At 39.0% G+C, this 15660-nt stretch carries 8 protein-coding genes; 5 read left to right on the plus strand and 3 right to left on the minus strand.

What is annotated here, in order from left to right:
• Positions 1-54: 54 nt before the first annotated feature.
• Positions 55-3858, minus strand: a complete 3804-nt coding sequence (locus tag ACDG22_RS03510; RefSeq protein WP_370858774.1) for a family 78 glycoside hydrolase catalytic domain — start codon at positions 3856-3858, stop codon at positions 55-57.
• 179 nt (positions 3859-4037) lie between these two features.
• On the opposite strand from ACDG22_RS03510, the gene rpsO reads away from it, so the two are divergent.
• The 4 genes from rpsO to ACDG22_RS03530 all read left to right on the plus strand — a co-directional run bounded on the left by rpsO (position 4038) and on the right by ACDG22_RS03530 (position 11688).
• Complete coding sequence (gene rpsO / locus ACDG22_RS03515; RefSeq protein WP_007566128.1) at positions 4038-4307, plus strand: 30S ribosomal protein S15; 270 nt, start codon at positions 4038-4040, stop codon at positions 4305-4307.
• A gap of 406 nt (positions 4308-4713) precedes the next feature.
• Positions 4714-7944, plus strand: coding sequence for a SusC/RagA family TonB-linked outer membrane protein (locus ACDG22_RS03520; protein ID WP_302973418.1), 3231 nt, complete (start codon positions 4714-4716; stop codon positions 7942-7944).
• 13 nt (positions 7945-7957) lie between these two features.
• Entirely contained in the window at positions 7958-10027 is a 2070-nt protein-coding gene (locus ACDG22_RS03525; RefSeq protein ID WP_370858775.1) for a RagB/SusD family nutrient uptake outer membrane protein, read from the plus strand.
• A gap of 26 nt (positions 10028-10053) precedes the next feature.
• Entirely contained in the window at positions 10054-11688 is a 1635-nt protein-coding gene (locus tag ACDG22_RS03530) for a DUF5123 domain-containing protein (RefSeq protein WP_370858776.1), read from the plus strand.
• A gap of 121 nt (positions 11689-11809) precedes the next feature.
• Here the strand turns inward: ACDG22_RS03530 and ACDG22_RS03535 are convergent, their stop codons facing one another.
• Both ACDG22_RS03535 and ACDG22_RS03540 read right to left on the minus strand, forming a co-directional pair.
• Positions 11810-12289 (minus strand): S-ribosylhomocysteine lyase, encoded by a 480-nt coding sequence (locus tag ACDG22_RS03535; protein WP_007566136.1) that lies wholly within the window; start codon positions 12287-12289, stop codon positions 11810-11812.
• Positions 12290-12306: 17 nt separating this feature from the next.
• Positions 12307-13002 carry a 5'-methylthioadenosine/adenosylhomocysteine nucleosidase gene (locus ACDG22_RS03540; protein ID WP_040311757.1) on the minus strand — a complete coding sequence of 232 codons (696 nt, stop codon included), beginning with the start codon at positions 13000-13002 and terminating at the stop codon, positions 12307-12309.
• Positions 13003-13099: 97 nt separating this feature from the next.
• On the opposite strand from ACDG22_RS03540, the gene ACDG22_RS03545 reads away from it, so the two are divergent.
• Positions 13100-15595 (plus strand): hypothetical protein, encoded by a 2496-nt coding sequence (locus ACDG22_RS03545; protein WP_370858777.1) that lies wholly within the window; start codon positions 13100-13102, stop codon positions 15593-15595.
• Positions 15596-15660: the final 65 nt, after the last annotated feature.

The raw sequence follows: 15660 nt of genomic DNA on the forward strand, positions 1-15660 counted from the left end.
GTAAAGATACAGAAGTTTTTATTTATTCTGATATGAGCGTAATAAACTGTGTCTTTAGAGTTTGTCTAAGTCTATTTTCATATATTTGATAAGTTCTCTGCGCCAGGTAAAGGTGATATGTAGTTTTCCATCTTTTCCTTGTATGATTGCAGGATAGGAGTATTCACGTATCGGAGAATCTTCCAAAGTAAGTACAGGTGTCCAGTGGGTACCATCCTCGGATAAAGCAAGGTTGAGTGGAGTACGTACTGCTTTTTTTGCACGAAGTTGTGGTTTGGAGTTATTGTAGACTAATACATGTCTTCCATCTTTCAATGTAACAGCGTCGGTTCCGGAATTATTGTTGGGAAGTTCGTCGATCAGAGTCACTTTACTCCAGGTTGTTCCATTATCTTTGCTCCATGAGGTTGCCAGATGGGAGTTTCGTGTACGGCAGATTACTTGCAGCGTTCCATCCTTATGTTTGAGTATACTGGGCTGGATAACTTGTATGGGGCGTTTCAAGGAATCATCAGCTCCAATACCTTGATGCTGGCTGAGAAACTCTTGCTCTGCATCTATCGGACCTGTTGTTTTCCATGTCTTTCCCATGTCGTCAGAATATTCCATATGTATGCGCCAGCCGGCATTTCCTTCCGTGCTTGACGGACAAATGATTCTTCCGTTTATAAATTCGGGTTTATTTTTAATGGGACCTAAAAAGCCTTTGGGAAGCGGTTTACGTTTGCTCCAGGTTTTTCCTCCATCCTTTGAACGTACCAACCAGCCCGTCCAGTCGGGAACGTTTAATCCTATTTTGAAGAAAAGTAGCAGGTCGCCTCCCGGAACTTGAAACAGGACTGGGTTCCAACAAGCTTTACGATGATCTTTTATGTCGGCGGTTACACCGGCTATGGCTGCATCAGGATCGTCTAAATCGAACACACCGTCGGCTGCTTTTATCGGTGCAGTCCATGTATTGCTGTCATGAGATTTACGGCATACCCAGATACATACATCGGGATTGCGTTCTTTTGTGCCACCGAAGAAAGCAGTTACCAAATCGCCATTGTCGAGTTCTGCAATCGTAGAGGCATGACATTCGGGGAAAGGAGCCTTTTCGTATAGAAATTCATTTTGGATGACAGCGGGATGAATAGCTGGTATTTCTACGGCATAATGATATTTTCCCGATCCTATTTGCTGTATGCTGCCATCAGGGAAATGGACTTCTGCTGTGGTATTGCACGGGATGGTGATGTCCCACTCTACATGAGTCAGTGTCTTTTTCCAACGGCTTTCTATTTTGCCATACAATGAACGATAAGAGGCGTTTACCCAGAATAAGTTCTGGATGCTGAAGTCAGGCTTTAATATAATGTGCTTGAACCCTGTCTTTTCACGGTCACTACGTATTCCAGCTGCGTTTTCATAACACCATGGCAGTAAGTCGCCCAGCAGCATAACATGATTTCCGCTATTCATTGCTGGGTTAGCGGTATTGCCATTCCATAATTCCCATATCGTAGTAGCTCCTTGCTGAGCCATATATCCCCATGAAGGATAGGTTTTGTTTGATGCAAGTAAGAATGCTACATCGGAAAAACCTCTTCGGGAGAGTTCACGCAAGAGCCATTGTACTCCAATGACTCCGCAACCTATATGACCTCCGTTTCGGAGAATGGTATTGGCTATGATTTGGCCTGTAACATCTTTCTGGCAATCTTCTGGTACGATATCGAATGCCAAAGGCAACAGATTGGCTGTGACAGTATTATTACTGTAGCGGATACTATCCGGATAAAGTGGGTTACCGGGCTTTTGTGATGTTCCACGTTCGATATGCAGGTATTTTTTATTGAAAGCATCTTTCATTTCTTTGGCCCATGCTTGCCATTGGTTTCTATCCTCTTCAAGATTCTGGAGGGATGCAAAACGGCTCATCATATCAAGAAGCTTAATGTAATATGCTGTAGATATCAGGGTTCCGTCGGTTATACGTGCAGAATCTTTGCTGTGAATCAGTTCCAGAGATTCTGGTGGAACACACCAGTCACCGTATCTGTCTTTGGTAATTAATCCGTCTTTTAGATATTCTTTATGGAGATGTAACATCCACTTACGAATGTAAGGATAACAGCGTTCTATGGGTTCACGATTTCCAAACTGTGTATACAGCATGTCGCAGGCAAAAGGCAAAGCTGCCGGCCATGTGACATTGTCGCTGTAGTACATCCAGAAGGCTGGGGCCACATCGGGAATGCAGCCATCTTCGCGTTGGGCCTCACAGATGTCACGTGTCCATTTACTATATAATGTGCTGTTATCGAATAAAAAGCTTTCTCCCCAGCAGCCCATTGTACGGTCGCCGAGCCAAGGTTGACGTTCGTCACGCTGCGGACAGTCTACTGGCATACCTTTGTAATTATCAAGTATTCCCCACCATGCATTTTGGTGAATGCGGTTTAATGTGGTATCAGAACATTCGAATGTTCCGATTGGTTCCAGGTTATCACTGACAACTTCTCCCGTGAAATCAGACAGTTTAGCATTTTTGTAGCCACTGATTTCTACAAAACGGAATCCGTGATAAACAAATCGTGGAGCCCATGTCGCCCCATTCTCTTTTCCGTTACATATATAATAGTCGGTAGATTCCGCATGTCGGAAGTTATCCCGGTACAGTTCGCCGTTAGCGGAGAGCGTTTCAGAAAAGCGTAGCCGGATTGTATCACCTGTATTTCCCTTTATTTTCATACGAATCCATCCAGCGATGTTTTGTCCTAAATCGAGTATGTATTTATCTCCTAGAGGAGAGATTTTGATGGGCTTAATTGTTTGTACGATAGTCATTGGGGGAGTCATTTGAGAGCGGAGAGTACCTCCTGGCATACCTACTCGTTCGGCTTCGAGCCACTGACTGTCATCGTAACCGGGTTTTGTCCAGTCGCCTAATTCATAGCGTGCATCGTAAATTTCTCCATCATATTCGTTATTGCTGCGTATGGGACCATTGGCTGTAATGCGCCAGCTGGTATCAGTTGCAATTGTTTCTTTGCTGCCATCAGTATATTCTATAAGCAGGTTGAGGCGTAGTTTGGGATAACCGAAATTGACAATCTTATATGATTTGTATTTTTGTTGCATGGTGTAATAACGTCCATTGCCTAATGTAACTCCTATGGCGTTATTGGTTGTCAGCAGGGAAGTAACATCGAATGTATTATATAACACCGTTTTCCGATAGTCAGTGGGTGCAGGTGTCAAGACTTGATTGCCTATATGCTGACCATTGATAAAAAGTTCGTAGAGTCCGAGTCCGCAAATAAATACAGTAGCTCTCTTTATCGGTTTACTGATGGAAAACTCTTTGCGTAAATAGCGTGCGCTGAGGCGGCTGTGGGCTGTTTCTTTTTCCCATGGGAAAACTTTATCCAGTCCTATCCACCGGCCTTTCCATTTTACTTCCCCTAATAATCCAACGCTCCATGTTGCAGGCTGGCTCCATTCACTTTCTCCTACAGTAGTGTAACTCTTAACTTTCCAGTAGCATAAATCATTGCTCTTTAATGGTTTTCCTGCATATTGAACCCATTGCGAACTGGATGACTGAACTTTTCCAGAATCCCATATGTCGCCTTTGTCTTGTGCCAGGAGTTCAGGCGAAGAAGCCACTAGAATATGATAGGCTGTTTGCATCACATTTTGCTTGTCCGATTCCAGTTGCCATCCTAGGCGTGGATTGGTAGTACCAATTCCCATCGGATTGCTAAGCTGTTCAGTCTTTAAGTGGGTAACTGATACATTTTCGGCAAGTATGACAGCCGGAATAAGACAGTAAGTGAGCAGTACTGTCTTGATGAAATAAGTAGTTTTCATAATGCAGTTTTATTGTGTTTTTGGATTGTTTGTATTTTCAAAGCTTTAAATATAATGAAAATCTGCATGTTTCTTTCATTTTTTGTATATAAAAAAGAAGAAAAGTGTTGTATAACGGAAGATTATCACTATCTTTGCACCCGCAAATCAGAATTATATAATAAAAAACAGTCAAAATTATGTATTTAGACGCAGCTAAAAAACAAGAAATCTTTGAAAAGTACGGAAAGTCTAACACTGATACTGGCTCACCTGAAGCACAGATTGCATTGTTTTCATACCGTATTTCTCACCTGACTGAGCACATGAAGCTCAACAGAAAAGATTATAGCACTGAAAGAGCTCTGACAACACTGGTAGGTAAGCGTCGTTCTTTGCTGACTTACTTGAAGAACCGCGATATCGAAAGATACCGTGCTATTGTTAAGGAACTCGGTCTGCGTAAGTAATTCATTACTTGCTGCAACAAAACACAAATCGAGCCGCCTCTTCGAAAGAAGGACGGCTCGATTTGTGTTTTGTTGTTAAAGAAAAAATTAACCGAGCTTTTATTGATGAACCAATTTTTACCTTGCTAACCTTCTTGTAAATTTGTTGAATTATTTAAACTCATTGATTCCTATAGAATTACATTTTTATATCCCAAATTGTATACAAAAAAGAATAAATAGTTCACTTTATAAAAAATGTGGTAGCTTAAATTTGTCTGCAAAAACAAAAAAAACTTAAAATCTTATAGCTTATTGATTTTAATATATCTCAATTATTGAGGAGAAATATTTTCCATATTTATATTATATCAATTTGTTACAGTGGTTTTATCCAATTGATTTTGTTGAACTAAAATAATATATCATGAAAAAGGAAGTGAAAAGAAGCTGGCTATTTTTTTTATGGGTGTTATGTTTTATGATACCGATAGAGGCTCTAGCCCAGCGTATTACTGTGGAAGGAATCGTAACAGACTCAAACGGTGAACCTATTATTGGTGCTACTGTCATTGAAAAGGGCAATAAAACAAATGGTGTAGTTACGGATCTGGATGGAAAGTTTTCTATTACGGTTTCTGAGAAGAAAAAGGTACTTGTTATTACCTATATCGGAATGAAACCTCAAGAAGTTGTATCTCAGCCTGGTAAACTTTTGAAGGTTAAGATGGAGGATGAATCTCAGTTGCTTGATGAGGTAGTGGTTGTTTCCGTTGGTTATGGTAATGCTCGTAAACGTGATTTGACGGGAGCTATATCTTCTGTAGGTGAAAATACATTGAAGAATATTCCTGTGACTTCTGCTTCAAGTGCACTTACAGGTCGTTTGGCTGGTGTTAGCGTAATTACCTCCGAAGGTTCTCCTGATGCTTCTGTCAGTATTCGTGTACGTGGTGGTGGTTCTATTACTCAAAGTAATGAGCCGCTCTTTATAGTAGATGGATTTGAAGTTAGTGGTATTGATGATATACCACCTACAGATATTGAAAGTATTGATGTATTAAAGGATGCTTCCTCTACGGCAATTTATGGTGCGAAAGGTGCTAATGGAGTTATTTTGGTAACAACTAAGAGTGGACGTACTGGACGTACAGAAGTTTCGTTTAACGCTTCGGTTGGCTTTAGCCGGATGTATAATCAGACGGAAGTGCTTTCTCCTTATGAATATGTGTATTTACAGCGTGAATTGGATTCTTCTGATAATGCAGGTTTCTTTGACAAATTTGGTCGTTGGGAGGATATTAATAATTATAAGGCTCGTGTTGGAACGAATTGGCAGGATATGTTATTCGGAAATACAGGTATTAAGCAGAATTACAATTTGAATATCAGTGGAGGTAGTAAAGATTTGATCTATAGTCTAAGCTATACGCATGATGATGAAAGCTATATAATGTCTGTTTCTAATTTTAAACGTGATAATTTGAATTTAAAGTTGACTAAAAAGTTTGGAGATAAATTACGCTTAGACTTTAATGCAAAAATGACCAATAGAGTGGTTGATGGCCCAAGTGTATCTAGCGGCTCAAAACTTCGTGATGCGATTAAATATCCTAATATCGGAACATTGACAGACCTCTCGGATGAGGATTTGGCTGGTGATGATGAAATACTGATAGAAAATATTAGTAACTTGAATGATCCGATGTTTAATATTACAAATGAGTATAAAAAACAGACTAAGTTTAACAATAACTATAATGTAGCTTTAATTTGGAATATTATCAAAGGTTTGGAGTGGCGTGCAGAAGGTACATATGGTTATTCTTATGATCGTACGGATAATATTTGGTTAGCAAATACAGGTGAAGCTAATAGTAAGGCAGGACAGCCTGTTGCTCGACGTCAGTATTGGAATGGAAATAACTGGGCATTACGTACTATATTGAATTATAAATTTGATATTCAGAAGAAACATAGATTTGGTATTATGGCAGGTTGGGAAGCTAAACATTCTCAACGTGATGAAATGGAAATAAATGCAGATTATTATCCTGCAGATTATACAGTAGATAATATTCTAGCAATGTGGAATAACGGTACTTCTGAACCGACTTATACTACTATTGAGGAACCTAGTCGTAGCATGTCTTATTTTGGACGTTTAAATTACATTTTTAATGACCGCTATTATTTGACTTTTACATTACGTTCGGATGGTACAAATGTTTTTGCTCCAGGTAATAAATGGGGAATTTTTCCTGCTGGTTCGTTAGCATGGCGAATTAGTGACGAGAAGTTTATGGATTCTGTTCGGAACTGGTTTAATAACTTAAAATTGCGTGCTAGTTATGGTAAGTCTGGTAATGCTCGTGTAGGATCTTATTGGCGTCAGACTTATAGCCCTGTAACTAATACAAAGAATCTTTATTATCAGAATGAAATAGGACAAAGCAGCTTGCAGCCATCAACTCGTTTGCGTAACGAAAATTTAACCTGGGAGTCAAAGTATTCTACCAATCTTGGATTGGATATGACTTTTTGGAATAGATTAAATGTTACTTTCGATTTTTATAATGATGTAACAAAGGATTTGATCATGGAGATACAGCTGCCTTCTGTTTCTGGTTATCGAACTCAATATCAGAATTTAGGACAGACTACAAACCGTGGTGTCGAACTTTCATTGAATGCCAATTTAATAAATAAGAAAGATTTCTTTTTAGATTTTAATTTTAATATAGCTTTCAATAAAAATAGAGTAGATGCGCTTTATGGCTCAGAGGATACTGAAATGATTATTAAAGGTGATAAAGTAGAAGTTGGTAGTGATAATTATCGTGTATTTGTTGGACAGGAAGTTGGTTTGATGTATGGCTATGTTTGTGACGGTATGTATACTTTTGATGATTTTAATTTTGACGAAACAACTCAGCGTTGGGTTTTAAAAGAAGGAGTGCCCGATGTGACAGAAGAACTGTTGACTAATAGTGGTCAGTATTTTGGTCCAGGTCATTTGAAATTAAAAGACTTAAATGGAGATGGGCATCTTGATGCAGATAACGATCGTCAGGTAATAGGTCATGCATTACCTAAACATACTGGAGGTTTTGGTGTTTCAGCAGGATGGAAGGGATTTGACCTCACTGCTTTATTTAACTGGTCTTATGGAAATGATGTGTTCAATGCTAATAAAATAGATTACACCTCGTTTGTTGGTTCAAAACGTTATCAAAATATGAGTTCGGAAATGAGTCTGGCAAATCGTTTTGCTACAATTGATCCGGAAACTGGATATAATATCTATTATGGTGCACATGCAGATCCTGTTCGTTTACAAGAACTTAATGCAAATGCTACAATCTGGCATCCTTTGATGAATAACTCGATTATGACAGATTGGGCAATAGAAGATGGTTCTTTCTTACGTCTAGGAACATTAACACTTGGTTATACGCTTCCTCAAAATTTAACTCGAAAGTTTGGAGTACGTAATTTACGATTGTATGCTACAGGTAGTAATTTGTTGTGTATTACAGGATACAGTGGACAAGATCCGGAAGTGAATACAAGTTCTAATAAGATGGTTATGGGATTTGATTATTCAGCTTATCCCAAATCACGTTCTTATATAGTAGGAGTAAATGTAACATTTTAAATAAAATAGAATAATGAAAAAATATAAATCAATAATATTACTATTTGGATGCCTGTGTATGGCTTCATGTAGTGATTTCCTAGATACAGAATCTTTGTCGGAACAGACAGGAGAGGTTATTTATGAGAATGAGGGTATGACACGGTCAGCTATAATGGGTATTTATTCTCAACTGTGTGATAGTTATGTGTACGGACAAAAAATGTCTGTCAATTGGCAAGGTGTCTCTGATATAGAATTGGCTAGTGGCTATCAAAAAGATCCTTCTACTGCAGGGGCAGATAATGGTATTGCTAATTATTGGTGTAATTGGTATTTGGAAAATACAAAATGGGAAGGTATTTTTAAAATGGCAGAATTAGCAAGTACTACAGTTGATGGTTTACGTAAATCTACTAAGTTATCTGAATCTAAGACTTTACAGGGATATTTAGGTGAGGCCTTGGTGCTGCGTTCATTAGCTTATTTTGAATTGGTACGTCGCTATGGAGATGTTCCTTATAAAGAAGGTATGTCTAATTCTGATCTTTCGAATGTGTATATGGGAAAGACTGATCGTGACAGTATCTATTCTTGTATAATAAAAGAAATGAAAGAAGCGATAAACTATTTGCCTTGGATGGGAACTTCAGATTATAATAGTGAACGTGTAACTAAAGGTTTTGCAAAAGGTTTATTGGCACGTATTGCTTTGTTTGCAGGTGGTTGGTCTGTACGTGATGGAAATGCTTTTGATGATACGAATGTAGAACATTATCCTAACATTGAAGGTAATCCTGGGATGGAAGAAACAAACGGTTTTTATGTAGGACGTCCTAAAAACTGGCGTGATTATTATGAAATTGCTGAGCAGCAGTGTGCAGAGTTGATTGCAGATCCAGAGAATCCTCATGCATTGGACCCCGATTATGGAGATATATGGAAAACAGTTTGTGGGTTAGATTATAATGCATATAACGAGAATTTATTTGAAGTTGCTAATGGTGTTGGATATAGTGGGGATATAGGAACACTGATGGGACGTGCCATGGATGGAAATATAGGTTATGGACAACGTGGATTCGGTGGTACTTATGTAAGTACGAATGCTTATTATTTCTATTCATTCGATAGAGCTGATAAGCGTCGTGACTATGCATGTTATTGGCCTACTTATAAAAAAGATTCGGATGTGGATGGTGGCAACCGTGAAATAATGAATAATGATATAATGAATGTGCGTTTAGGTAAATGGAGTTTTTGGTGGACTTCTGACACTTACCGCAGTATTGCAGCTACTGCAACTAGTCGAACTCCGACCGGTATAAATTGGATTATTATGCGCTATTCTGATGTGCTGTTAATGTTTGCGGAAGCTGGTTATGCATTGAATGGTAGTGCCGATATGATAAATTCAGTAGCCGGAATCAGTCCTCGTCAGGCTTTGGAAGCTGTACGTCAACGTGCATTTGGAGCTGATTCTCCACAAGTTTCATCATATGATTCAGATTTCTTTGAAGCCATAGTTAATGAACGTGCTTGGGAATTTGGAGGTGAAGGTATCCGTAAATTAGATTTAGTACGTTGGGGATTATTGGATAGTAAAATCGAAGATATGAAGAAGGCTATGCTATATATGATGGATGGTACAAAGACCGTGCAGATTTTTGATAAAACTTATAACCCAAGTGATTTTCCGCAAGTATTATATTATACTTATGAAGGAAGCAATTTAAATGGTGAGCTTATTGACTGGTCTTCTGTTAATTTCTATATGAATCGAAATGCCAATCCGAATCCTAAGATTTATCGAGAAATACGCTGGTTCCCCGGAAACTATTGGGAACGCAAAGATGAGAGTGCAGCAAAAACTTTAATTCAGAACTCAGCTAAAGTGTGTGCTTGTGCATCTGGATTACGTGCATCCTATGATTATACTGGATTGTTACAAGAACTACAATGGGGAGCACAGATTCAAGATTATATTTTAAAGAATATAAGTCAGATGGGAAATGGCAAATGTAATTATCGCCATCTTTATCCTATTTATTATGAAGATGTTTATAAATCGAATGGATGTTTGTCCAATTCGTATGGATATTGATACTTGTTTTATTAAAATTGAGAATTATGAAACTAAATAGGTTATTGATTTTATTGGGCCTGCTCAATCTTTTGATTGTTTCTTGTGAAGACCCTAATAACTGGGGATATGACCCGAATTATGATAATATGTATCGTCCTATTCATTTTGATATAGTGGAGGAAAGGCCTACATCTGTAATTGTTAGTTTTACAGGGGTTATAGATGCTACCAAATATGTATTTGAATTTAGTGAGGGAGACAGCCTTCTTTTTAATAATATTGTACGTACTGAAACGGCATTAGTTGATACACTGACCGCTTATAAAGAGGAAAGTACAGTAACAGCTACCGAATATCGTTTATTATTTGAAGATCTTCATGGTACTAGCCGTTATTCAATTAGAGTGAAAGGTGTGGATGATCTTACTGGTAAAGAGTCTGGATGGACAGCTCTTTGCTTTGATACACCTGCTGAGCAAATCTTTACTAAGGTTGTTCCAGGAATTACTAGTGCTACATTGCAGTGGGATATTGAAAAGGAAGCAACAAATATTAAGTATGGCCAATTAATACAAAATGATGAACCTGAACTTGATACGGATACTCTTTGGATTGAAGATCATCAATTGACAGATACCGAATTACAGAATGGGCAATTAGTTATCTCTGATTTGCAAATTGGAACTAATTATATTGCTCAAATATTAAATGATGGAATCTTACGAGGCACGTATACTTTCCGAACTTTAGGCTCATCTACTTCAACCTTGATTAATGTCACTCCTCAAGATGATATTAATATGGTTTTAGCTAACGTTGCTGGTACAGTTGAAGCACCTGTAGATGTGACTCTTGCTTTTGAGGGAGGGTTGGTTTACAAGGCTGATGAAATAATTATTCCTGAAGGAATCAAGAATATTTATTTATCAGGTAATATTGTGAATGGAATAAATCCTGTTTTGGAAATGAGTAAGTTTACTTTCTCTGCTCCAATGGGTAACTTCTATGTTCAGTATATGGATGTATTAAGTAATGGAGGATCACAATTCCTTGTCGAAATAGGTAATGGTAATTGCTTTACGAATATCAGTTTTACTGGATGTACAGTTCGTGAAGTTCCTCGTAGCATTATTCGAATGAATTCTAATGACGCAATGGCTGAAAGTATAAATATTGATAATTGTATATTAAAGAATATTGGCTTAAGTGGATATGGTTTATTGAATATAGGGAAAGCTGGAACGTTAAGTTCCATTTCTATAACAGACTGTACATTATGGGAAATCGGCAATCAGATTATTGACCTGCGTGTAGCTTTATCTGAATTTGAGTTCTCTAACTGTACCTTTTATAATAATGAAACAGGTATTCCTAAGATGTTCCGTTTAGAAAAGCAACCTAAGATGATTACTATCACTAATTGTATTTTCTCTGGTCCTAATGGAGGAAGTAAAGTTAATTCAGGTAATAGTGATTATTCCGGTTGGCTAAGTTATGCTGGTTGTTATGTGACATCTGATATGGTAATTGATAGGAGAGAATTTAATGATGCCATTAGTTTGGAATACACAAGCGATGATCTGTTTATCGATCCTACCAATGGTGATTTCCGTTTTAAACCAGAACTGAAATTTGACGGTGAAGGTGTTGCTGGAGATCCGCGCTGGTGGGCTAATTAAACCTTCTAGTTACCTAATTTGAGTTTCTTCTTAAATTAGGTAACTAAAAACTCCCTTATATTTGATTGTATATTATCATTAATGATCAAATATAAGGGAGTTTCTTTTTTTATTATCTATTTTATTCCGGATACTGAAGTTGTGCTTCGGTAATATTCTCTAATACTTCGTGAAGATATTTTGCAGCTTCCCAGCGGGCCATCGGAAGATTCATCATCAGATAGTTGCCACAATCTTTAGCGCTGGCTCCGGGTACATCACCTTCATAACCGGCAATGAAGCGGAAGGTTTCCTGCATCAATGGAAGGATATCTTTCGATTCAAGATCACCTTTTACAACCAGATAGTTGCCAGTAAGGCAACCCATCGGGCCCCAGTAGATAATTTTGTCGGCCCATACAGGATGATTGCGCAGGAAAGTTGCAGCCAGATGTTCCATGGTGTGGATGGCCGATGGACTGAGGCAAGGCTCACGGTTCGGCTCCTTCATACGGATATCGAATGTTGTTACGATTTCGTTTCCTACCGTATCTTTGCGTGATACATAAATACCGCGTAACAGACGGATATGATCGACAGTAAAACTTGGGATTTTCTTCATAATCTTCTTGTCTTTTATTATAATTTGTTTGGCAAAGCCTTTAAGAATGTTTCAGTAACATGGAATGAACGGTCGGCCATTTCTCCCCAGAAATTCTGGTACTGTTCGAAATGTTTGTCTGCTCCCGGAGTGTCACTGATAATGCGGAAGCTGATGAAAGGTACTTTGTACAGGTAGCAAACTTGGGCAATCGCAGCAGATTCCATGTCTACTGCAAGACCTTCGGGGAAGTTTCCCTTGATTGTTTCCAGTTCACTGCGATCTGTAATGAACTTATCACCGCTACAGATTAGTCCACCGTGGATGGCTGTTTCTGTATCAAGCGACAGAGCACAGTCGTAAAGTGTTTCATTACCGTCGAAAAAAGTCGGAAGTCCTTGAATTTGTCCGTAAGCATTTCCTTCGCCACACCATACATCGTGATACACAATCTGTCGGCTTGCTACTACATCCATGACTTTAAGGCAAGAATCAATGCCTCCGGCTACTCCTGTACTGATAATGCAGTCAGGTTCAAAATTGCGGATAAGCTCTACTGCTCCGGCGGCAGCATTTACTTTACCGATACCGCATTGCATCAGTATGATTGTATTGTTCTTGATTGTTCCTTCAATGTAGTTAAAGGGACCTTTGGTACATTCTGTCTTGTCTCTCAGTTGGTTTGCCAGTTGCTTCTGCTCTGAAGACATGGCGGTTATGATTCCTATTTTCATATTATTTTTATGATTTTCGATGGCAAAGTTACTATTTTTCATGGACTATTGTGTTATCTTTGCTGCCTGAAAACATTAATTAATAAACTATTTCTGTATGAATCAATTAAAGAAACTTGTCCCTGATATTGTGGCGATTGTACTCTTTGCAATTATATCAGTCGCCTATTTCTTTCCGGCTATTACCGAGGGACGTATCCTGGCACAACATGATGCTGTAGCAGGTATCGGAGCGGGAAGAGAACATCAGGAATACTATGAAAAGCATGGTAAGGCTACCCGATGGACAAACTCATTGTTTAGCGGTATGCCGACTTATCAGCTGGCTCCGGGATATGAGTCGAGTCGTACATTGAACTTTGTTCAGGAAATCTACCGGCTGTTTCTTCCTACCTATGCCGGATATATTTTTATCATGCTGCTGGGTTTTTACATCCTGCTTCGTGCATTCAATTTTAAAGTCTGGCTATCTGCTCTGGGAGCTATTATCTGGGCTTTTTCTTCTTATTTCTTTATTATTATTGCTGCCGGACATATCTGGAAGTTTGTAACGCTTGCTTATATACCGCCTACTATCGCAGGTATGGTTTTGATATATAGAGGAAAATATTTGTGGGGTGGTTTGCTGACTGCATTGTTTGTTGCTTTACAAATCGTGTCAAACCATGTGCAGATGACTTACTATTTCCTTTTTGTCATGCTGTTCATTGCAATAGCCTATGGTGTTTCGGCATGGAAGGAGAAACGTTTTCCGCAATTCTTGAAATCGACTGGAGTATTGGTTGTTGCCGGAATATTGGGAATATGTGTGAATCTGTCGAATATATATCATACATATCAGTACAGTAAGGAAAGTATGCGCGGAAAGAGTGAACTGGTAAAAGAACACTCTGCCAATCAGACCGGAAGTGGACTGGAGCGTGATTATATTACTCAGTGGAGCTATGGTATAGGAGAAACTTTTTCATTGCTTGTTCCTAATGTAAAGGGTGGGGCATCTGTTCCTCTTTCACAGAATGAAACGGCTATGAAGAAAGCAGATCCGACATACATGGGACTGTACAGTCAGATAGGGCAGTACTGGGGTGAACAGCCTGGAACTTCGGGACCGGTATATGTGGGAGCTTTCGTAATGTTCCTGTTTATTATGGGCTGCTTTATAGTAAAAGGTCCGATGAAATGGGCTTTGCTGGGCGGTACACTGTTCTCTATTTTACTATCGTGGGGAAAGAATTTCATGGGACTGACCGATTTCTTTATCGATTATATCCCGATGTACAATAAGTTCCGTGCTGTATCATCTATTCTTGTAATAGCAGAATTTACCATTCCGTTGTTGGCTATCATGGCATTGAAGGAAGTGATTGAACATCCTTCTGTATTAAAAGAAAAAGCAAAAGCTTTTTATATCAGTCTGGGATTGACAGGCGGACTGGCCTTGTTGTTTGCTGTTGCTCCGCGTGTATTCTTCCCGTCGTATGTTTCGAGCATGGAAATGAGCGCTTTGCAAAACGCTATTCCGGCAGAACAGCTTGCTCCGATCCTGATGAACCTGGAAGATATGCGTGTAGCTATCTTTACGTCGGATGCTTGGAGAAGTTTTGTTATCATATTGATTGGTGTGGCATTACTTTGGGCTTATTGTGCCGGAAAACTGAAAGCCGGGTTGCTTGTCGCTACGCTGACTATATTGTGTCTGGTAGATATGTGGAGCGTGAATAAGCGTTATTTGTACGACGAACAGTTTGTGGCTAAAGGAACAGAGATGCAGCCTTTCCTGCAACCTTCGGAAACGGATAAGAAGATTCTGGAAGACAAGACACTCGATTATCGTGTACTGAATCTGGCTAGCAATACATTTAATGAAAACCAGACTTCGTACTGGCATAAGAGTATCGGAGGTTATCACGCAGCCAAGTTGCGCCGTTATCAGGAAATGATAGAAGAGCATATCCAGGGTGAAATGACTGCCTTGTTTAAAGAACTTCCGGCAGCAGGTGGAGATATGACAAAGGTAGATCCCGTTCATTTCCCTGTACTGAACATGTTGAATACCCGTTACTTTATTTTCCCGCTTCAGGGTGGTTCTACAGCTCCTATATTCAATCCGTATGCCTTGGGCAACGCTTGGTTTGTAGATAAGGTTCAGTATGTGAACAATGCCAACGAAGAAGTAGAGGCTATTCATCAGATTGATCCTGCCAAAGTGGCTGTAGTAGACAAACGCTTTGCCGAAGCTGTAAAAGATTCGGGAGCAGGAAAAGACAGCTTGAGTACAGTTGTTCTGAAAAGTTATGAACCGAATGAACTGGTTTATGAAGTTAATTCTCAGAAGGGTGGAGTAATAGTATTTTCTGAAATCTATTATCCGGGTTGGGAATCTTACATAGACGATAAGGAAACAGTTCACGGACGTGCCGACTATATTCTTCGTGCAATGAATGTTCCGGCCGGTAAACATACAGTACGTTTTGTTTTCGATCCGAAATCATTGCATGTTACCGAAACTGTTGCGTTTGTTGCTTTGGGAATATTGGCTGTTGTAGCAGTTATTGCTGTCGTCTTGCAGCTTCGTAAACGAAGAAAAGAATAAGTATGACACCGCTTGTCTGATATAAATGTTTGTCAGACTAACATAAGATATGCCCTTTACTTTTT

The sequence above is a fragment of the Phocaeicola coprocola genome (assembly GCF_041333015.1).
GTDB classification, from domain to species: Bacteria; Bacteroidota; Bacteroidia; order Bacteroidales; family Bacteroidaceae; genus Phocaeicola; species Phocaeicola coprocola.